We start from the raw sequence: 20,172 nt of genomic DNA, 5'->3' as shown, positions 1-20,172 counted from the left end.
TCTTAAAAAAAACTTATAAAACTTTTTAAGAATCCAGAATCGTTCATCCGCATCGAGGTTTTTTATGTTTCAAATTATGATTTTTGTTCTGATCGCCTTCACACAATATTTTTGTGTACGTCCGCCGGAAAAACCGGATCCGCCGTACGGGATGCTTCAATACATATCAAAATTAAATTCTTCTAATAACGGAGGAAGTTCCAATCCAAGTCCCATCGTTTGTCCTGGACCGGCTTTCGTCTTCAATCCGGGAGGTATTGTCGATACGGGACAGACAAGCTGCTGGAATACGGTCGGAACAGGTGTTGCCTGTTTAGGAACCGGATTGGACGGAGCCTTTAATAATATTCCCAATGCAAGGTCTTTCTCTGTCCCCACACAACACTGCGTCTATCCAAACGATTATACAACCTTGGATCAATTTCACGGACTGACTTGGAAAAGTTGTCCGGAAGGTCAATCGGGGCCAACTTGTGCAACGGGCGCACCGACCCAGCTTACATGGACGACGGCAACATCGGCCCCTGCGCCGGCGGGAAGCTGTGGAGCCTTAAATACCCAGAACGGAGGAAATGGTTACGCCGGTAGAACCGACTGGAGATTGCCCACGGTAAAAGAATTGGCTTCTCTTCTCCATTATTCCAATGCTCCTCAAATCGATATAGCTTCGTTTCCGAATACGTTTGCGGGGATCAATTATATGACGAATTCCCCGGATTCAGGAAACGTCGCAAATATTTGGACCGTCAGCTTTAGCGACGTCGTAGGAAATAAAGTTATCCCCACTTCAAAAGCAACGGCTTTGAATATTCGTTGTGTGGCCGGAAACACAACGCCTGCTTTTGCATTTGTGGATAACGGAAACGGTTCGATTACGGATCAGAATACGGGACTCATCTGGCAAAAATGTTCCAATGGTCTAGCTCCTACTACCTGCGCCGGTGTTTCTGTTACCAACGATCTAAACGGCGCCATCGGAGCCTGCGGCGCGTTGAATGGAATCAATTTCGCGGGAAGAAACGACTGGAGATTACCGAGCGTCAACGAGCTTCAAAGTATTGTCGATTATTCTGCGAATTCCCCCAGTATTTCCGCTTCCTTTCCCAATACGACAATTGGGTTGTATTGGAGTTCGACTACTTATTCCAACCTTCCATCCGGCGGAATGATAGTCTGGTTTCTCAATGGTAGAGTTGCTACTCAAGACAAACAGAGTATTATCGACATCCGTTGTGTTGCGAACTGACAGCAAACCGAAGCGAAGCGAAGCGAAGCAAAAGATTTCAAATCGATAGGAAGTTTTAAAATTGCGATACATTTCTACTTCCGAAAAAGGAATCTATAAAATTCTTTTTACAGTTTATATCCGATCTCGGGCGTCAAGGGAATCGTACTCTTTGCAAAGTTGCCGATTCCTCTTCCGATTTCTCTTCCCTTTTCGTCGACGAGAATCGATTCCGCGATGATCTGATGAGTCGCGTTTTGAATCACGGATCCTTTCGCGGTTAAGACTCCGGACTGAATCGGTCTAAGCAGTGTTAGGTGAAATGTCGAAGTAAGAACGAAGTTTCCTTTTACGAGAGAATTGGCCGCAAAAAAAGCCGCGTCATCCGCCGCTTTGAAATAAACGACCCCGTGTGTGGCACCGGCCGCGTGAAAAAAATCTTCTCTGATTTCTATCTTGAGTTCCGCCGTGCCCTTTCCGATCGTAAGCAAGGGTTTAAAATAAACATTGACCGGAGCGCCGTGATACATGTTCTCCAGTTTTCGATAGTGTTCCGTTGAATTTTGATTTGTTATTTCTGACATAAGCTTCTGATAAAATAAACTTACTCTCAGAAGAAAATTCTTTTTTTGAAACAAGAAATGTGGAATCAAAATCAGGAATGTTTTTCAAAAGTTTTCACCTCTCGAGATGATTCTTTTCTTTTTATAGTTTGAATATAAAATTAATAATAGCTTCGAAAGAATTCGGCTCATAAAAAAAATCTCCGCCTTTCACTTGGAAACGGGTTTTAAGTCCTCTTTTGTTAGGAATTTTTCAGAGGAGATTGTTTGGCCGAAAATAAATCATTGAAACTTTTCTCTGTATTCGCTCGGAGTCATTCCTTCTTCTTCTTTGAAGGCCCGTAAAAAACTCGTCTTCGAATTGAAGCCCGCGTCTAAACCCACTCGTAAAACTGGGTGATCCGTTTTTTTTAAAAGTTCCTGCGCCTTTCGAATTCGATATTCTCTGCAGAGTTCCAGAAAACTTTTTTGAAAGTATCTTCCGATCACTTGGGATACGGTGTGTGTGGAAATGCCGATCTCCTTTGCTAAACTTCCCAGATCAAACTCAGGATCCAGATAGGATTCTTTAGAATTGAGAATTTTAAAAATTTTTTCTCCGATTCCCCGAACCGTCTCTTCGCTTAACAATGATTTCTTGTATTTGGATTCTTCTCTTTCTTCCGGACTCAAACTCTCGGTCTCGGAACTTTCCGCGTAGACTCGAAACCAGGCAAATCCTATCACCCAAAAAGAAAGCGCGGCGTTGGATACGGTTTCCGCTCGAAACCTGGAATCGATGAGAAAGAGAAAAAACGAAATCAAAAGAAGTCCAATGCAAAGAATCACAAATCTTCGAAAGACAAAAATTTCCCTAAAGACCGAGGCTGGAAATTCTTTGCCAAGTTCCCCGAGACGAACGTAGATTCTTCCAAAGATTAGAATGTTGGAAAGAAGGGTAACCAAACTCATCCGAATACATTCTGCGTGAGGAGCGATTCTATCTTCCAAAATGTATTTTAATTTTTCTTCAGGGCCTAAGAGATAATGAGGAATCGAATACAAAAGAATAAGAAACGGAACAAAGAAAGAAAAGCGAGTCCAGATTTTATCTTTCGGATATCCGAAATATTTTTGTAGAGCGATCGCGAAGAGTGGAGCCGCGAGCGCCCCCATCGGAAATCCCACTCTCGAAAGATGAGGGAACTCCAAAGCCCAACCCGTATGAAATCCCAAGCCGATTAAAAATAATACGGAAAGATGAAGAAAGGCCCAACCAAGATATCGACTATCGCTTCCTTTTTGTTTCAGACGAAAGAAAAATAAGGATAGAAGAATCGATTGAACCAACCCTCCTACGATGACAAAGGATCCGAAATCCAGATTCATCTTTTTCTCCTTAAAAAACGGGTTCCACCCAATGGGGCGGGGCGACCGGACCTTGATTCTAAGGTAAAGTAATCTGCATTCGGAGGAACCTTTATGTCAAGGATCTTAATCAGAACCCTACTTCTCATTTTTTTTTTACCGTATCTCTCTTCTTTGAGTGCGGAAGGTGTGTCTCTCCAAGGGGGGCTTTCGCAGCCGATCCTGGGAGGTTGGAATCTCGCGGGAACCTATTATGGAAAGAATCTTGTATTTGAATATTCCCACGGTTCAAACCTAAATTTCGACGCGGCGGGAGGAGCGGGTTTAAACGAAAGCGAACGCAAACAAGACCTGAGAGTCAATCTTCCTTATACGACCGGCTTTGGAATCGGCTATCTCTTTACTCCCAACTTCGACATTCGTCTGGAAGTAAAAGAACACTACTACAGAGTTCATTCCAATACGAGTCCGGACGAACTCTATCTTTCAGAGGCTCTGGGAATTCGATCCGATCTTCCAATTCAAGGAAACGGTTTTCAGAATTGGGTTCCCCCTCTTTCTTCTACCAATAATTTTTTGGATCTCACGGTGCAAAAGGCCATCGAATCCGAATTCTTATATGGAGCCAAATACGTGGCGCCTGGATCTACTCACCATTATAGAACACGTTCCGTCGGCTTCGGTCTCTACTATCGCTTTTTTCCTCTCGGAGGAAGTGAAGGTCTCATGTTAGAACCTTCGATCCGATTTTGGCCCAACGCCTGGACGGATTCTCCGAACCCAGTGGCTTTCGAAAATCAATACGGACTTCTGGGTCTTCACAAAGCTCACGATCAAGGGCTTTTTGCCAATATCTCATTGGGTTACTACAAACGTTTAGAATAATTCATAGTTTTTGAATATTCTGAAATAATGATTCTTTTCATGTCGAATTACGGGAAGCGATTACAATCAACTCGCAGCGACTTCGTAAGCGAAAAGTTTCCGGTTTCACGTTACTTCAGAGGAGTTGGAGTATGATTAGAAGAATTTTTTACGATGAAATATTTGCCGAACAATTAGCGCTTTTTGAAAGTGTTGTGTTCTTTGACTCCCAAACTCGATGAACTCGCACGCGGGAATTTTCGAAACCGAGCCTGCGTGCATTTTTTTGACGGCTGTTTGTCAGAAGTCGTTTGAAATTTTAAAGAATTTTTGGATCGAACGTTTTTATAAAGTTCAGTTTTTTACCGCCGTATCAAGAATCTAAAAAAAGATTTTATAAATTCTTTTTGAAAAAAATTGTTTAGAAAGAGGTGAAGTGAAAATGAGAGAGAAAGGAAGACAAGGAAAACGTTTTAAGGCATTCTCGGAGGAAACTTTAAATTCAAGATCTCTCGCATTGCGTTTTCTAATTCCACACGCAGAGACTTTTCGGTTTCCGAAACATAGGCTTCAAATAAGGAAGGGAGGCTATCCGGATCGTTGATCGTTCGTATCGTTACGACGGCTTCCAATCTCAGGTTCAACTTTTCTCGCTGATTTCTTGCAAGGACGAGTAACGCGGGCACCGCATTCTTATCCTTGAGTTCTCCCAAAGAATGAATCAGTTGCCATTTGACCATGTTCTCTTTTTCTTCGGAAAGAATTTTCGTGAGTTCCGCAGAACTTGTATTCGCGCCTAACTTTCCCACCGCGTAAGCTGCCTTGGTTCTCAGTTCGGTTTCCTCTCCGTTTGTTAAAACGGCGAGGATTCCCTGGCCTCCCCCGTTGTTTCCAAGATCGAGTAAAAGATCGATCATCCGCGCTTTGAGAAAGAGAGTATCTTCTTTTGTCAATTGTTCGGAGATCGCCTTTGCTCCTTGTTTGTCTTGAAAGATGAGAAGCGCCTCCAAAGAAACTCTTCTTATATCCGGATTGGCGTCGTTCAAACCCTTGTAAAAAAGAGAGATGTTCTGACGGTTTCTTTTGTTTTTTAGAATTTCAAGCGCTACAAGTCGGACGTCGTCGTCCGGATCGCTCGTCGCAGATTTCTGAAACTGAGAAAATTTTTCAGTCATCCCGAGTCGATTGATCGCGATAAGATATTTTTTTCTCACACCCGCGCTTTCGTCGTTCGCCAATTTATGAATCTGATTTTGAATTCTTTCGTCTTTTATGATCAGAGAAGATTCTAAAAAGTACAACCTCTGAACCGGATCTTTGGAAAGAGACATGTCTAGCAAAATCGGAAGCGCTCGATCGTCTCTTAAAAGTTGCATGAGTTTATAACTCAAAAGCCTGACTTCAGTTTCAGGATCTGCAAACGCCGCGATCACCGAATAGATCAATCTTTTCTCTTTTTTCTTTTCAGCCAAAAGGAGAATTTCTTTTTTAAGAATTACGTTAGTCGTCTTTTGAAAGGTAGAATCTAAAACATTGACCCAGTTTTGAGCGAGACCGTCCAGATCATCCAGTTCCCCGAATAACTTTAATATCGCGAGTTGAACTTTTTCGTCAGTGGATTCGTTCTGAAAGATCGGAAGTAATTCTTTTACGAGATCCAATCGACCTCGTGATCGAATTTCCGAAATCGCGGTTCCTTGAGTTTTTCCGGAACTCAGGACCTTTTCTTTGAATTCGTCTTTAGGAGTTTCTGCCGCTGCGATCGGAATGGTGAGTAGAATCAAAAGGAAGACGTTTGTGAAGTAGAGCCTCAGAAAAATCCCTCCCTTCGAGTGGATTCTTCCAGTGCGGCGGAGGCGGCGCGTTTATTTTCATACGCTTCGGAAAGAGAAGGATCCAAGTCGATCGAACTCTGAAACGAGCGCACCGCCCTTTTGTATTCTCCGTTTTTATAATAACAGATTCCGAGATAGTTATAGGCGGTCGCGGCGGTCTTAGGTCTTACGTCCGAACGAACGATCGCGGTCAACTCGTCGATGGCTTTTTCACGATCCAAAATCGAATTTGAGTCTATTAGAATTTTTGCAAGTACGAGGCGACCTTCCATATCTTCCGGATCCATGTGAGCCGAACGAAACGCCTCGTCCTTCGCCCGGTTTTTTAGATCCGGATCCTTGGATTTATTATAAAGAAGGGCTAATTTTTTATGAGCATTCTTTAGATCGCTTCCGTCTCTGGAAGCATTCAAAACTTTTAATAGAATTTTCTCCGCATTGGAATCGTCCTGCATTCCCATATAGGCTTCCGCCATCTTGAGATAGACCTTGTATGCGTCGTCTTTGTGTTTTACCACACCCGTGTATTCTTCCACGGCTTCTCTAAAGAATTTATTCTCCAGAAGATAGTCTCCCAGAGCCTCCCGGCTTTGTACGTTTTCAGGTTCAAGCGCCGTGGATCTTCTCCAATTTTCGATCGCAAGAGTTCCGTTTCCGGAATGTTTGTAAACGAGCCCGAGAGTATGATACGCCTTCGCATTTTTCGGATTGAGTTCGAGCACTCGATTCAGAGCCGTGATCGCTTCTCCATAACGTTCCATCTGATCCAGAACCACGCCTAAGTTGATCAAGGCCGTTTCCGTAAAACTATCACCCGGAGTGGAAGATACGATTCTTCTGTATGTTTCTTCGGCGGAAAGAAGATCCCCTTTGTTATAGTAAGCCTCCGCGAGTTGAAAGAGAGAATCCAAATCGGTCGGATTGTATTTCAAACTTTTCTGAAGAGCGGAGATCGACATCTCCCCTTGATTCAAATTGGAAAATCCTTCCGCGATCAGACGATAGATTTCAGGATCGTTCGCACCCGCGTCTCTCGCGAGTTCCAGATATTTCAGCGCTTCTTCTTTTTTTCCGTTCTTCTGGAGAACGACCGCGAGGTTGTAGAGATACTTGGCTTCGTTCGGAGAAAGCGCGCTCGCCTGACGGAAATGATATTCCGCGCTCGGATAATCCTGTTTGTTGTAGGCGATATTCCCAAGATAAGAATGAGAGAGAGCCGCTAATCTTCCCGAAGGAGACTTCATTACGACTTTCTTAAATTCTTCTTCCGCTTGCGGAATCTCGCCTTTTTTAAAATAACTCACCGCCAGATTGTAAGTGAGATACATATCGTCCGGAGATTGCGAAAGTCCTTCTTTGTAAGCGTCGATCGCCGCGTCGGGATCGTTTAATTCGTTGAAAAGGTTTCCGGCGAGTAAGGAAATTCTCGGGTCGTTCGGCGCGATCTCTTTTGCTTTGAGAGCAGCCATTCTCGCGTCCGCGAATCTTCCGGCGTGTTTGTAAGCGAGAGTGAGATTGTAGTAAGCGTAAAAATTCTTAGGATCAAATTGAACCGCTTTCTGAAGACGTTCGATCGCTTGCGGATAACGTCCGCTCTCGTCGTGGATTACGCCTAACACGGTAAGTGCGATCGACTTTTCTTCCTGAGTTCCGGTGGAATCTAAGAATTCATTACAATAATCGAATGCTTCTCTCGTGAATCGTTCCTTATAAAGATTGATACACTTTGTGAGTTGCGGATTTGCGTTTCCGTCCGGAAGATACGGTCTTTCCAAAAGACGATTGATATCGGATTTATTTTGTACGAGATCTTTGTTAAATCCTCCGGCAAATTCGGAACCGGGAGAAGGAGAACGGAAGAATTGGTAGTAAATCGCGAAGCTCAAGGCCCCCAAGACAACGGCTCCGAGAAGAATCCAGAATATTAGAAGTTTATTATATGTTCTGCGAATCCGAACAGGCTCCTTGTCTTCGGGGAAATAGAGTTCTTTTTCCTCTATCCCTTCTAAGAACAGCCTGTTTTTTCGGATTTCTTTTTCATCCATCGGATTTGATTTCGTTTTTGAGAATTGCGTCTAAGATTCCATTTACAAACCGCGCGGATTCTTCACTTTCAAATTCTTTAGTGAGTTCCACCGCTTCGTCGATCGTAACGTTCTTCGGAACTTCCCAGCTGTACAACAATGCATACACTGACAAACGAAGAATCGCTTTATTCACGACGCTGATCCTGGAAAAGTCCCAGTTCTTGGAATACTTCTTTATCAGAGTATCGATCTGTTCCTGATTTTTCACAACCCCATTTACGATGGAAATGGCGAAATCCCTTTCTTCTTGTTCTGTTTTTTTATCATACCACTTGAACTTCAAAACGTCCTTGAGCGGAGGTTTGGTGAGTTCCAATTGGTAAAGTGCCATTACGGCGATTTCGCGGGAAGTACGTCTGGCTGACATTTAAAGAAGGGAAAGCAAGTTGACCATTTCAATCGCCGTGGCTGCGGATTCCGCACCCTTATTTCCGGCTTTGGTCCCTGCTCTTTCGATCGCCTGTTCAATCGTGTCCGTGGTCAAAACTCCAAACACAACCGGAATGGAATACTGGACGCCGATCGAACCGATCTTTGCGGATTCTCCCGCAACGAAATCAAAGTGAGCGGTCGCGCCTCGGATCACCGCGCCTAAACAGATGATGGAGTTGTATTTTTTGGAAGCCGCGGCTTTGGCGACAACCACGGGCATTTCATAGGCGCCCGGCACTCTTACCACGGTGATATCTTCTTCTTTGACTCCGTGCATCCGAAAGGATTCGAGAGCGCCTTTCAAAAGGCTATCGGTGATGAATTCATTAAAGCGGGAAACAATCACGCAGTGTTTTTGTCCCTTGCCGTTTAGATCTGCTTTCAGTTCTTGGATCATAGATTCCTGATTGATTCTATTGTTGAGAAATCACATGTTACCTATTGTGGCAAATCAAAAAGTCCTCTCAGGATCGTTTTTCTCCCTTTCTACGCGTTTCTTCTTATTTTCGTCCCTGATTCTAACCTTGATCGACTGTTCCGTCTATCGAAGAATTTTTCAGAAGGAAGATCAGTTTTTAAAATCCTTAAATCTTCCGGAATGGGTTTTAGAATCTTCCATCAAACTGAGAGTTTTATCGGGCCTCTTAGATATTCCCAATCCGGAGGATTCTCTTCCGGAAGATGAGATCGCCACATTTGAAAACGGTGCCAGAAGAATTCTCGCGACTTCTCCCCAAGCGATGAAAGACCTTTTTGAAGCTACGGGTTGTGTCGACGGTTCTAAACTCGCGGGAATCCGCGCGAACAGAATCACGGAAAGGGAAGAAGACGTCTGGTATGGAATCTGCCAGAACGGAAAAGAAGACGCGATCATCTTTCGATTGTTCCAGATGGGAAACGTCGATCTTTATAGAAGGTATGAAAAAGAAACCGTGCCCGCCTGGGAAGAAGCAAGAAAACTCGCGGCTAACAACCCTGACAAAGCTGTGCGTCTCGCAAATCAAGTCATCGAGTTGGAACCCGCTCATCCCGGAGCGAGAAAACTTCTCGGGAACCTTTATCTCAAAGGCGGCTATTGCAAAGGTTCCGTTCGAAATTATAGAATCTACTTACGCGTTATGCCTCTTGCCGGCGACAAGTGGAAAGTTCACGAACGTCTCCAAGAAAAATGCCCCGACTTTCTAAAACCGGAGCCGAAAAAAGAAGAAGTAGAACTTCCCGAAACGGATCCTGATTCCTTTTAATTTGTAATTATACAATAATTAGTTAAATTATACTTTTATTATATAATTGCGAAAAGGTTCTCGCCCATTTCATTCGTTACAATATTTTCTTCGCTGCAGAATCAGATAAAACTTCAAAAAGATTTTTCCTTTGCGGACCTTGAGCTTCGCAAAGAGCGGATTCGCTTGAAAAATAATCCCTTCCTTATTTCAATAGCGCCCTTTCTTCTTTGGAAATAATTCCTTTGCTAAAAAAACTATTTTAGAATTTTCTAATTTTTTTAAAAATCCGAGAAAAAAATTCAATCACCCACCTCCCCTCAAAACGATCAGGAACCGTTCCGGTTAAGAGGTAAAAAAAAATGCTTGAGCAATCGCCGATCAAAGATCATTCTAATCCTATGATTTGGGTACATAATATTCCGAACAAATTGGAAGAAATTCTCGGCCTGGATGGATCTCTACAGTTCCGTAAATTTCTAAACACAACTCTGAATGAATTTCGAAAAGAAGTTCTTGGTCTTTCTTCCAACGGCTTCGAAAGAAGACTTCAAAAGGAAACTTCCGCCATCAAAGAGGAGATAAAAGAACTTCACGAAGACGTTCGCGGCATGCGAGTTCAAACCAAAGAAGAAATTCATCTTCTTCGGGATGAAATGAGCCAGTTTAAACTGGATGCGAACCGAGAATTTTATTTGTTTCGTTCTTCGATTCAGGATTTTCAGAACAAATTTCGAGAAGAAACGTTAAACAATCAGAACGAACTTCGATCCGATTTTAATGGACTTCGAGTGGAAATGAAATCGGAAATTACGGAAATTCACAAGACGATCTCGACTCAGACTCGTTGGATTTTAGTGGGAATGTTAGGAGTTGGAAGTTTCTTACTCAGCTTGGCAAAGTTTGTTTAACTTTGTTTTTCTTTTCCGACTCGGATTACAAGCGTGATCTTTCCATCCGGTTTTTCCACCACTTCAAAACCCTCTTCGCGGAGAGTTTTTTTAATCTTATAAAGTCCAAAGTTTACCACTTTGGACTGAGAAACCGTTTTAGGAGCAGATCCTTTCATCTCTAAGAGTATCGGATTTACACGGAGTCGATCTTAAACTCGTGAGACGGTTTTCTTTCGCCAAGAAGGTTCCTTGACAAAGTCGGGCAAAAAATCTGTCATGAATTCGAATGGCATTTCGAACGGCTTTTTTCTCGCTTCTCCTCCTTTTTCTTTCTGGATTGGCAATCGCGGCCTACGATCCGGACCTGTTTCAGTGGGAAACCCTCGAATGGATCTATGGAAAACGGACTTTCTTTCTTTTTTCCTCCATTTTTATCATTTCAGTCGTACTCATCTATTTGATTTATTTTAAAGCGAAGAAGGGAATCCTTCATTCCAAAAACAAAACGGTTGTCCATCTCCAAGAATCGTTAAACGAAGTCGTCCAAGACAATCAGTCCCTTTTTTCGTTTTTGAAAACCGCAAAGGACGGGCTCGAAAAACAATTAGAATCCTCGAAGTCGAAGTTTTCTCCCGAATTCTATTCCTCTTGCTCCGCGGAATATCTAAAACTCACGATGGAATTCGATTCTTCTTCCGAAATTTTCAAGGATATTCCCTTAGGTCCGCAGGAAGAGGAAACCACAAAGAAGAACGGGAATAACTTTAGAATTTCTGAATATTCAGACTTGATCAATCGTCATAGAAAACTTTCCAGGTCTCTGGAAAAACTAAGAGAAGATCTCACCCGTCTGAGAGAAAAGGTTTCAGTAGCATGAACTCGTTCAGAAAATTCTTTTTATTTCTTTTTTTTACTTTTCTCGGTTGTGCTTCGGTTAGCAAAGAATCTATTTCACAAGGGAAAAATTCGATTCTCCCATTTCTAACCTTGGGCTTCGATCAAGAATCCCTGACATCGATCGGCAAAAAGCGTTGGTCTTTTCGAGTAAAATCGATTCTTCTCCATCATACAAATTCTCTCAAAGCGGAAGAATATTTGGAAAAGAGCAAATCCTCCGGTTGGATGGTGCACTTTCTCGTTTTAGAAAACGGAGCCGTCTACGGAGTGGAAGAACCCGCTAAAATTCTTTATCGCGCCGCTCCCGGCATGGACGATTTTACGATTCATGTTTCTTGGGAAGGTTCCGGAGAATCCATTCTCAAAAATGAAAGTCAACTCAAAGCTCTGAGCGATTTGATCCAGAGTCTTTCTAAAGAATATTCAATTCCTCTAAATAACTACGACATCGCTTCGGGAAAAGGTGTCTTCACTCATTCTCAGAGCAAAAAGAAGTTCGGAAGATTTATAGATACGAGCGATTGCGGAGGAGAGAAAATTCTTTCCACGATTTTTTCAAGAATCCAAGGCAAGTTTTACCCCGAGACCGAATGGAAGGATCGATTTATCCAAGGCTGGGTGATCCGTAAGGAAAAGTTCGTGGATGCGACGGGCAAAAAGATCGTTCAAACGTATTCTCATGGAAGAGGAAATACACCCGCTCCTTCGATCGAATTGAACTCGATAGAAAAGACCTCCGAAGGAAAGGCTCTCGAAGACAAAAGACTTCGATACAATCATCGTGGTACAATTCGCCCTGATTGTATCGTTTTACATTATACAGCGATTCCGGATTATCAGAAAACTTTGGAAGTATTAGAAAAACGGAATTTATCTGCAACATTTCTCGCCGATAAAGACGGCAAAATCTATCAGCTTCTTGATTCTATCCTTGATACCGCCGCGGCTGCGACGGGAACAAATGCGAATTGTTTCCAAGTGGAAATCGTAGGCAAAGATACGGAAATGCTCCTCGCAAACAAGGAACAGACCGAAGCCGTCGTTCGTCTCGTAAAAGAACTTTCGGAAAAATACAAAATTCCTCTCAGCAACGAAAAGGTGGAATCGTTGAGAGGCGTCTATTCGCATACGCAGGCAAAGAAAAAATGGGGCGGATCGATTCATTTGGATGGAAAGGATTTTGATCCGGGTGAACCTTATATGAAAGCGGTCTTAGAACTCGCAGGCGGATCCTTTTTTCCGGAAGAAAATTGGCATGAAAGACAGAGCAACGAATGGATTCTTCTCTTTAGTCTCTTTCAACCTTAAGAATTCTTTTGCCATCATTAAGTCATCTTTATAATTAATATTTCTATCTTTCGGATCTTCCTCACATCCTCGTTCCCACTTTATAATTAAGAGCTTTGAAGTTTTCCGATTTACAAACGTTATACAGCATCGATTGGTAAAAATTCCGGTATGTACGACATCGCCTAACAAAAATTTTCGGTCCTCCGAATAAATCATTGATCGTAAGATCCTTCCAAATTCTTTCCCAATTAGAAGGGGAAATAAATTCCTCGTTATTCACGTTGATAAAAAAATCTTCTGTTTGTTAGCTTGGAAGAATTCTTTTCAAACTTACAACTTGCGGATCGAAACTACGGTTTCAATTCACTCATTTAGGAATCGAATGTGATTCGAAAACTCCGATACGATTTCGGAACGATTGAAGAATAATATAGAGTTACCCTTTCCATTTCGGAAACCTACGTTAGCAAACGCTCGTTTTCGATTTTGCCTGAGGGGTAAAAACAGTTAGAATCTATGAAACAAGTTAAGAATCATTTGAAAAAAAAATCTCTACTCCTCGTCCTTTTTTTACTGGGCATCCAGATCCCACTCTTCGCCGATTCTCCCGCGCAAGAACTTTCTAAAACCGCAGATCCGATCTGGTTGATCATCTGCGCCGCTCTGGTATTTTTTATGCAGGCCGGTTTTCTTATGTTAGAAACCGGTCTTTCCAGACTCAAGAATACGATCAACGTCGCGGTCAAAAACTTAATGGATTATATCGTAGGCACCGTTGCTTTTTTTTGTATCGGCTTCGGTCTTATGTTCGGTTATTCCAACGACGGTTGGATCGGAACCAATCATTTCTTTTTGGAAGGTCTGAAATCCGGAAAAGAATTTGCCTTCTTCCTTTTCCAAGTCGCGTTTATGGGAACGGCCGCAACGATCGTATCGGGCGCGGTCGCAGAACGCATTAAATTTTCTGCATATTTAGTAGTTTCAGTTCTTGTTTCCGTATTTATCTATCCCGTTTTCGGACACTGGACCTGGGGTGGAGGCTGGATTGCCAAACTCGGTTTTGTAGACTTTGCAGGCTCTACCGTCGTACATTCATTAGGCGGTTGGATCTCTTTGGCCGGAGTGATCGTTCTTGGCGCTAGAAAAGATAAGTTTAAAGAAGACGGTTCTCCTAGAAAAATTCACGGTCATAATCTTACATTTTCTGTCTTGGGAGTTTTTATTCTTTGGTTTGGATGGTTCGGCTTTAACGGCGGAAGTACACTTTCGTTCTCGGAAGACGTTCCTCTGATCATTCTCAATACAAGCCTCTCCGCGAGCGCGGGAGGAATTCTTGCGATTTCAGTTTCTTGGGTCTTATACAGAGTCGCCTCCGTTGAAGATTGTATGAACGGCGTTTTGGGCGGACTCGTCGCAGTCACCGCGGGTTGTCACGTACTCGTTCCGTCCGCGTCGCTTCTTTTAGGAGCGATCGCGGGAATCTCAGTCGTTCTTTCCGCTTGGTTTTTGGAAAAAGTTTTAAAACTAGACGACGTAGTTGGTGCGTTCCCGGTTCACGGAGTTTGCGGAATTCTTGGAACGTTATTACTTCCTGTTCTATCAAAAAATCAAGATATTCGAATATTTCCGCAAACAATCGGAGTTGTAACTTGCGCACTCTGGGCCTTCGGACTTGGCTTGCTCCTTTTTTGGATTTTAAGAATTACGATCGGAATTCGAGTCAACGAAGACTATGAAGAAAAAGGTTTGAACATCAGCGAGCACGGTGCGGGCTCGAGCTGGATCGATCTGATCCATTCGCTAAAAGATCTTTCAAAAGGCGGCGGAGATCTAACGCGCAAGATTCACGTGGATTCCGGAACCGAAGCCGGCGCAATCGCATTCTTAATGAACCGATATCTTTCCAACCTTGGGGAAATGATTTTTACGATTAAAGAAAAATCGGGAGAACTCGAAAACTCGGCTTCCGAAATTTCCTCAGCCTGGGGAAACATGAGTCAAAACATCCAGGAACAAGCGGCGAGTTTGGAAGAAGTCACCGCTATCTTCGATACGTTTCGTGATTCGTTTCAGAAAATTTCCAATTCTGCGATGGAACAAAAAACGATCGAGGAAAAAGCAAAGAAAATGTTAAACGAATTGGTTTTCGGCTTTCAACAATTCGATTTAGATCTCAAGGAAAGTTCGGAAAAGTCTGAACGCTCCGTGAAGAATATCAATCTTAGCACTCAGGAATTAAATCACCTGGAAGCTGATATAAACGATATCGGGACTTCCGCAAAAAAAGTGGAAAGTCTGGTTAAATTGTTAAACGACATCTCGGCAAAATTGGGAATGCTTTCGATCAACGCGTCTATCGAAGCCGCTCGGTCCGGTAATTCCGGAAAGGGTTTCGGAGTTGTAGCGGAAGAAATCAACAAACTCGCATCCAGCACACAAGAAAGTACAAAAAAAGCCACGGAAATTTTAGGAGAGATTCAATCCGCCGTCTATCGCGGGAAGTCTACGGTTCTAACCACGGTAGACTTTTTTAAAAATCTTACGGAAGAATTTAGAACCCTCGCGCAAACTCAAATTTCAATCCGAGAGAACAGCGCGCATTACTCCAACCTCATTGAAAGTCTAAATCGCCTCAATACATCGGTCGCTGATCAGAGCGAGATTATCATGAGCAATATCGTAGACCGTTCGACTGAAATCAAAGGACTTTACGAATCCATTGAATTCGTCAGCACGGCGTTTCACGAAATTTCGGCACAGTCCGAAGAGTTGACCGCAACCGGAGATTTTCTAAAACAACTCGCGGCTATTCTAAATTCTTTGGTAAGAAATTTTAGAGTCGAAAAAGAAGTGGTTCCGGAACTCATAACCGGCTGATCTTTTTTTTTCGCTCTCTATATATTTCAAATTCTTAAATCGCGGATCGGTGTATATGGTCCGCTTTGATTTCGCAATAAATGTTAGTTCAATTTTTTGAATCTGAATTGTTATTCAATTATGAATCAACAATGGTCTGTTAATCGTGTTCAAGAAGCGTGGGAATTGGCTTCTCGCTTGCATGACGGACAAAAATACGGCGGCGTCAAACAAAACGAAAAAGTGGAATATCTGACCCATATCGGAAGTGTCGTTTTGGAAATTTCGAACGCATTACAATTTGATAAAACGATAAACGCCGATTTGGCGATCCTTTGCGGCATACTCCACGATACGATCGAAGATACGGATTTAAAATACGAGGAAGTCGTTTCGAGATTTGGGAGGAACGTCGCGGACGGGGTTTTGGCTCTTTCAAAGGATGAAAAAATTCCCGAGAAAGAAAAGAAGATGATCGATTCCATAGAAAGAATCAAAAAACAACCGAGAGAAATTTGGATCGTAAAGATGGCGGATCGGATTTCCAATCTATACGCTCCACCCTATTATTGGGATAACGACAAGAAACGAACGTATCAGAGAGAATCTCTTTTCATTTACGATGGGCTGAAAAGCGCGGACTCTTACATAGCAAATCGACTAAAACAAAAGATAGAAGACTACGATCGGTACATTGAAAAAGAGAAACCTTGATGCTACGGAGATTCTTTTTGATATCTTCTTTTCGGTTGGTCCTAACTTTAGGCCTAGTCCTTTCTTTTTCCTGCATTTGGCTGTCCACTGATACGCAACAAATTCCTCTCAAGGAAAAAATTTTCCAGTCGGACGAAGACGTAGTTTATAAACCGATCCTGATCCGAATTTCGGACGGAGACTCGCAAATCGTCGGAGATAAATTAGGTTCTTTGGATTGCGTTAGCGAAAAGGGTCAAAATAAAATTTCAGTCTTTGATATTTACGATAGAAACGAAATGTTCAACGGAAAACCTTCGGATAAACTCCGAACTTTGATTCAGAAAGCGGTTCCGAACGTCCTGTTCAAATCCGATTATTGTTCCACCGTTGAAACCAGAGAGCCCGTTTATCTGGATGATGCCAAATGGAAATTCCAACTCGAACAATACGCGGAGATGCAAAAAGAAAAACCGCATCTCTGCAATAAGATTCGGAAAGAAAATTCGAATAATGTAATACGTTCTAAATTTTCGGAAACTTGTGTTCGAATTCCTAAATCCGAGATCAGCATAGATCTCAGCCGTCAAGAAGCCGTTCTTTTGGCGGAAGGAAAAATTCAATTTAATCTTGATTATACGACTCTGAGTTTAGGCTACGGCTTGGGATGGATGCTCAACGTGGTTTCGCTCGGTTTTATGAGTTTAGATTCTACCGTATACGGAAGTTCCAATTTCAAAAATGAATCTTTAGTCGAAGGTAAAAATGGAACTCACGTCATGCGCTATCGAGGAGGCATCAAAAAATCAGTTTGGAATTATTTTATCTGGCCGATCTGGTTATTCAAACCTGAGGAAAGAATTCGATTTGGAACCCCTTTTTCCGATCCGGATGATACGATAGGACTCGACGACTATACGCAAGAATCGGCGAGACAGGCGCTGATCGTCAACTTTTTGGAAAACCGTCTGATGAATCGAAAATGATCTTCATCGAATCCGCCTTTTCACTCGCACAAAGTCGGTTCGATATCCATAGACAAAACGCTCGTCTCAAAAATCGGATTCTCCAAAAATGCGGAATCTGAGTTTGGAAAATGTCCCGTTCTTTGCACTTCCTTGCTTGAACTCGGAAAAGACGTATAAAGAATATCGAATGAACTTCGTTTCAGGCCGTAAACTCCCTTGTGAATCAGATGCGCGGAGAAAACGAGCAGATCGCCGGGCTTATGTGGAATTCTTACCGAATTCGGTAGTGCGTCGAAATTCCTTCTCTCCTCTAATTCCAATCTCGTATTTCTCTCCAACTCCGTATCCCATCTGAGATGAGAACCCGGAATGAATTCAAGTCCCGGATCGTCATCGAACGGAATTCTAAAATGTAATACGATATCTTTTCGGATGATACTCTTCTGCTTCTCTTCTTCAACGCCCAAGTATTGAACGTCGCGATGCCAATACGGTTTTTTAGAAGCGGATTTTGGATTATAAAAAAGCTGAGTATTCAAAAAGAATACTTTTGATTTTATTAAAGCGTCCGCAATGGCAACAAGCCTATGATCGGAAATAAACCCGAACAATCGTTCTCGGTCCTGAACATCGGGTAAGAACTTTTCGCCCGTCAAATAAGCGCTGTTTACGTTTTCAGAGAAGTCGTATATTTCGCGCCAACGTCGATCGGCATCGAGTACGATCTTTGAAACGATTGAAAGCTCGTCCTTGGAAAAGAAATTCTCAAAAAGAAAATAACCGTTTTTTGCAAATTCCTCCCGATAAGACACGCCTCATGCTGAAAGTTCCCCGGAGTTTTGTAAATAAAAAATCCTAAGAAAACTTAAACTGGGAAAGAATCGAATTCAATTCGTTGGCTTGGTGTTGAATCTTTTCAGCGACTCTAGAAACTTCGTCCGAGTTAGTCGCAATCGCCTGAGACTCGGTTGTAATCAATTGAATCGTATCCGCAATCTGATCCGTGGATAATTTTTGTTCTTTGGTAGCGGTTTCAATCTGTAAAGATTCGGAAGAAACTTTTACGATGGTTTCTGTGATCCGATCAATTCGAATCGTATTCTCCTTTACGTTGTTTACGAGGCTCACTACTTCTTCCTGATATTGATTGGTGTTTTCGATCAGCTCTAAAAGAAAAGTAACAACGGTGTTTACGTTGTTCGAGCCCTTGGTCACGGCTTCATGAGTGTTCGAAACGAGCCTTTCAATATCCCTAACGCTGGACGCGGAACGATCCGCCAACTTCGAGATCTCTTCCGCGACGACGGCAAAACCTTTTCCCGCTTCTCCGGCTCTCGCGGCTTCGATCGCGGCGTTAAGAGAAAGCAAATTTGTCTGATCGGAAATCCCGGTGATCAACAACGTAATCGAATTGATCTGTTTTGCCATCTCTCGGATTTCGTCGATCGCCTTTGTTGCTTGAAGAATCGTATCCTTTCCTTCCACCGCGGCCGTTGCGGTCTTTCTAACGGAATCGCTCAGAACGATCAGCTTTTCGCCGGCGAGTCCCATCGAAGTTTTGAGTTCTCCGGATCTCACTTTCAAATCCTGAGCGTCCTTTGCTTCCCCTTCTACGGAATGCAAAACGTTTTGTAAAGAAGCAGCAATCTCCTCGAGAGCGGCCGAGGATTCTTCCGTACCTGCGGCTTGAGACTGAGCGGATTGATTTAGATTTCGTATAGAGTCCGTTAGTTGATTTACGATCTGATTTGAGTTATGCGCCATTCGGGAAAGATTTTGAAACAAAGAAGAAAGATATTTTAAGAATTCATTGGCTGTGACTGTGATCTCTCCGATTTCATTTTGGTAGATCGCGTCGATCTGGATCGTGAGATCTCGTTCTCCCATCGCTTGTTTTAAACCGAGAGTGATTTTATGAACCGGATCGATGATAGAACGAATCACGATATAACAAAAGATCGTAGTCGCCAAAAGTAAAACCAACAACCCCAAAAGAGCAAACACAATCCTCAAACGGTCGGCCTTCAATCTTTCTTCGAGTAATTCTTGGGTCGTAAGTAAAAGATCCCTTTCCAATATCTTATATTCTTCTACGAATGCGATCATCCGTTTCAAAAAGGCATCGGATGTTTCAACGGATTCTCCCGTAAAAGTCTTTTTACAAAGATCCAAATTCAGTTTTACGTTTTTATCCAGGTTGAGAATTCTTTCTTCAAATTTACTCTTGATGATTCCGTTTTGATTCACTGATCTTTTGAGAAGCGCGGTGACTTCTTTTTGATTGCTTTCGATATGATGGATTTTATTCAGTATCTGAATCGCTTCCTTGGAATAAAAGTTTGGATTTTTTTGTTCCAATAATTGATAACCGGTTCCTCGAATGAGGGCCATGTCGCTTATGATGTTCGGTATATACAAAATGTTAACCGAAAGAACGTAAAAAGTTTCAGGATAAGAATCCAATATCAGATTGGAATCTTGTGCGATATATTCCTGATACTCCATAAGAGCTTTAAAAATCGGTTCGTGGGATTTGAGAACGACGTCGATATCAAGATTGGCGTCCGGAATTTTGTGGAGCCCATTCCATTCTTTTCTCATCGTGGAAAGAAACTCGGGAGAACGTTCCATAAAGCCGATTTCTTTTTCTAAATTCTCCAACTTGATAAGTTGGTCTTCCATTGCTTGGTTGCTTTTTTTCAATACTTCGACCGAAGTTTTTCCCTTCATGGAATAGAAGAAATCTTTTCTGCGATCAACCAGCCTGGAATAGAGCTCGATGGCTCCAAAGAAAAAATCAATCCCGCCGACTTCTCTGCGCGTAAACTCGCTCTTATCCGAAAATTCTTTTAAAAAGAAAAAACTAGACAAAAGAAGAGGAACAAGGGTGGGAAGAATCACCAAAGTAAGTTTTTTAAGAAGGGAAAGATTGTAGATTTTCTGTATCACGGTTTCTATTCCTTGGAGGAGAAGAGTGGAACCGAGCTTTATATCTTTTT

Annotated in this window: 18 protein-coding genes; 9 read left to right on the top strand and 9 right to left on the bottom strand. The window is 42.5% G+C overall.

The annotated features are described in order from the left end of the window. Positions 1 to 64: 64 nt before the first annotated feature. Positions 65 to 1,246 carry an Lcl C-terminal domain-containing protein gene (locus tag A0128_RS04345; protein WP_069606392.1) on the top strand — a complete coding sequence of 394 codons (1,182 nt, stop codon included), beginning with the start codon at positions 65 to 67 and terminating at the stop codon, positions 1,244 to 1,246. Between the two features lie 107 nt (positions 1,247 to 1,353). Here A0128_RS04345 and A0128_RS04340 read toward each other — a convergent pair whose 3' ends face one another. After that, a complete protein-coding gene (locus tag A0128_RS04340; RefSeq protein ID WP_069609111.1) occupies positions 1,354 to 1,809 on the bottom strand; it encodes a PaaI family thioesterase in 456 nt (151 codons plus the stop codon). Positions 1,810 to 2,070: 261 nt separating this feature from the next. Further along, positions 2,071 to 3,156, bottom strand: a complete 1,086-nt coding sequence (locus tag A0128_RS04335) for an AraC family transcriptional regulator (RefSeq protein ID WP_069606391.1) — start codon at positions 3,154 to 3,156, stop codon at positions 2,071 to 2,073. Between the two features lie 93 nt (positions 3,157 to 3,249). Here A0128_RS04335 and A0128_RS04330 point away from each other — a divergent pair, with 93 nt between their 5' ends. Continuing rightward, positions 3,250 to 4,020 carry a hypothetical protein gene (locus A0128_RS04330; RefSeq protein ID WP_069606390.1) on the top strand — a complete coding sequence of 257 codons (771 nt, stop codon included), beginning with the start codon at positions 3,250 to 3,252 and terminating at the stop codon, positions 4,018 to 4,020. Between the two features lie 452 nt (positions 4,021 to 4,472). Here A0128_RS04330 and A0128_RS04325 read toward each other — a convergent pair whose 3' ends face one another. Genes A0128_RS04325 through ribH form a run of 4 tightly spaced genes read right to left on the bottom strand, consistent with a single transcriptional unit; the run spans position 4,473 to position 8,750 of the window. Beyond that, positions 4,473 to 5,780 carry a HEAT repeat domain-containing protein gene (locus A0128_RS04325; protein WP_427854340.1) on the bottom strand — a complete coding sequence of 436 codons (1,308 nt, stop codon included), beginning with the start codon at positions 5,778 to 5,780 and terminating at the stop codon, positions 4,473 to 4,475. A 29-nt stretch (positions 5,781 to 5,809) separates the two neighbouring features. Further along, positions 5,810 to 7,879 (bottom strand): tetratricopeptide repeat protein, encoded by a 2,070-nt coding sequence (locus A0128_RS04320; RefSeq protein WP_069606389.1) that lies wholly within the window; start codon positions 7,877 to 7,879, stop codon positions 5,810 to 5,812. Beyond that, a complete protein-coding gene (gene nusB / locus A0128_RS04315) occupies positions 7,872 to 8,288 on the bottom strand; it encodes a transcription antitermination factor NusB (RefSeq protein ID WP_083244052.1) in 417 nt (138 codons plus the stop codon). The genes A0128_RS04320 and nusB overlap by 8 nt, the downstream gene beginning before the upstream one ends. Further along, entirely contained in the window at positions 8,289 to 8,750 is a 462-nt protein-coding gene (gene ribH / locus A0128_RS04310; protein ID WP_069606388.1) for a 6,7-dimethyl-8-ribityllumazine synthase, read from the bottom strand. Positions 8,751 to 8,784: 34 nt separating this feature from the next. On the opposite strand from ribH, the gene A0128_RS04305 reads away from it, so the two are divergent. Both A0128_RS04305 and A0128_RS04300 read left to right on the top strand, forming a co-directional pair. After that, the gene (locus A0128_RS04305; RefSeq protein WP_069606387.1) at positions 8,785 to 9,597 is read left to right on the top strand and encodes a tetratricopeptide repeat protein; all 813 of its coding nucleotides are present in this window, start codon (positions 8,785 to 8,787) and stop codon (positions 9,595 to 9,597) included. Between the two features lie 341 nt (positions 9,598 to 9,938). Beyond that, positions 9,939 to 10,487: an LA_3696 family protein gene (locus A0128_RS04300; protein ID WP_069606386.1), complete on the top strand. Its 549-nt coding sequence runs from the start codon at positions 9,939 to 9,941 to the stop codon at positions 10,485 to 10,487. Here A0128_RS04300 and A0128_RS22245 read toward each other — a convergent pair. Then, a complete protein-coding gene (locus A0128_RS22245) occupies positions 10,484 to 10,645 on the bottom strand; it encodes a hypothetical protein (protein ID WP_173662767.1) in 162 nt (53 codons plus the stop codon). The two genes, A0128_RS04300 and A0128_RS22245, sit on opposite strands and share 4 nt — an antisense overlap. A 110-nt stretch (positions 10,646 to 10,755) precedes the next feature. Here A0128_RS22245 and A0128_RS04295 point away from each other — a divergent pair, with 110 nt between their 5' ends. The 5 genes from A0128_RS04295 to A0128_RS04275 all read left to right on the top strand — a co-directional run bounded on the left by A0128_RS04295 (position 10,756) and on the right by A0128_RS04275 (position 17,191). Continuing rightward, positions 10,756 to 11,346: a hypothetical protein gene (locus A0128_RS04295; RefSeq protein WP_069606385.1), complete on the top strand. Its 591-nt coding sequence runs from the start codon at positions 10,756 to 10,758 to the stop codon at positions 11,344 to 11,346. Beyond that, on the top strand, positions 11,343 to 12,674 hold the full coding sequence (locus A0128_RS04290; RefSeq protein ID WP_069606384.1) for a peptidoglycan recognition protein family protein: 1,332 nt from the start codon (positions 11,343 to 11,345) through the stop codon (positions 12,672 to 12,674). Before A0128_RS04295 ends, A0128_RS04290 begins: the two co-directional genes overlap by 4 nt. A 498-nt stretch (positions 12,675 to 13,172) precedes the next feature. Further along, positions 13,173 to 15,533 (top strand): ammonium transporter, encoded by a 2,361-nt coding sequence (gene amt, locus A0128_RS04285; RefSeq protein WP_069606383.1) that lies wholly within the window; start codon positions 13,173 to 13,175, stop codon positions 15,531 to 15,533. 120 nt (positions 15,534 to 15,653) lie between these two features. Then, the gene (locus A0128_RS04280) at positions 15,654 to 16,226 is read left to right on the top strand and encodes an HD domain-containing protein (RefSeq protein ID WP_069606382.1); all 573 of its coding nucleotides are present in this window, start codon (positions 15,654 to 15,656) and stop codon (positions 16,224 to 16,226) included. 17 nt (positions 16,227 to 16,243) lie between these two features. Further along, positions 16,244 to 17,191, top strand: coding sequence for a hypothetical protein (locus tag A0128_RS04275; protein ID WP_156781767.1), 948 nt, complete (start codon positions 16,244 to 16,246; stop codon positions 17,189 to 17,191). Positions 17,192 to 17,211: 20 nt separating this feature from the next. On the opposite strand, the gene A0128_RS04270 is transcribed toward A0128_RS04275, so the two are convergent. Both A0128_RS04270 and A0128_RS04265 read right to left on the bottom strand, forming a co-directional pair. Beyond that, positions 17,212 to 17,985, bottom strand: a complete 774-nt coding sequence (locus A0128_RS04270; RefSeq protein ID WP_069606380.1) for a phytanoyl-CoA dioxygenase family protein — start codon at positions 17,983 to 17,985, stop codon at positions 17,212 to 17,214. Positions 17,986 to 18,028: 43 nt separating this feature from the next. Further along, positions 18,029 to 20,122: a methyl-accepting chemotaxis protein gene (locus tag A0128_RS04265; protein WP_069606379.1), complete on the bottom strand. Its 2,094-nt coding sequence runs from the start codon at positions 20,120 to 20,122 to the stop codon at positions 18,029 to 18,031. Between the last annotated feature and the right edge of the window lie 50 nt (positions 20,123 to 20,172).

It is taken from the genome of Leptospira tipperaryensis, from assembly GCF_001729245.1.
Classification (GTDB): domain Bacteria; phylum Spirochaetota; class Leptospiria; order Leptospirales; family Leptospiraceae; genus Leptospira; species Leptospira tipperaryensis.
Note: the sequence above shows the minus strand (reverse complement) of the source record. Positions and strands in the feature narration are given on the sequence as shown.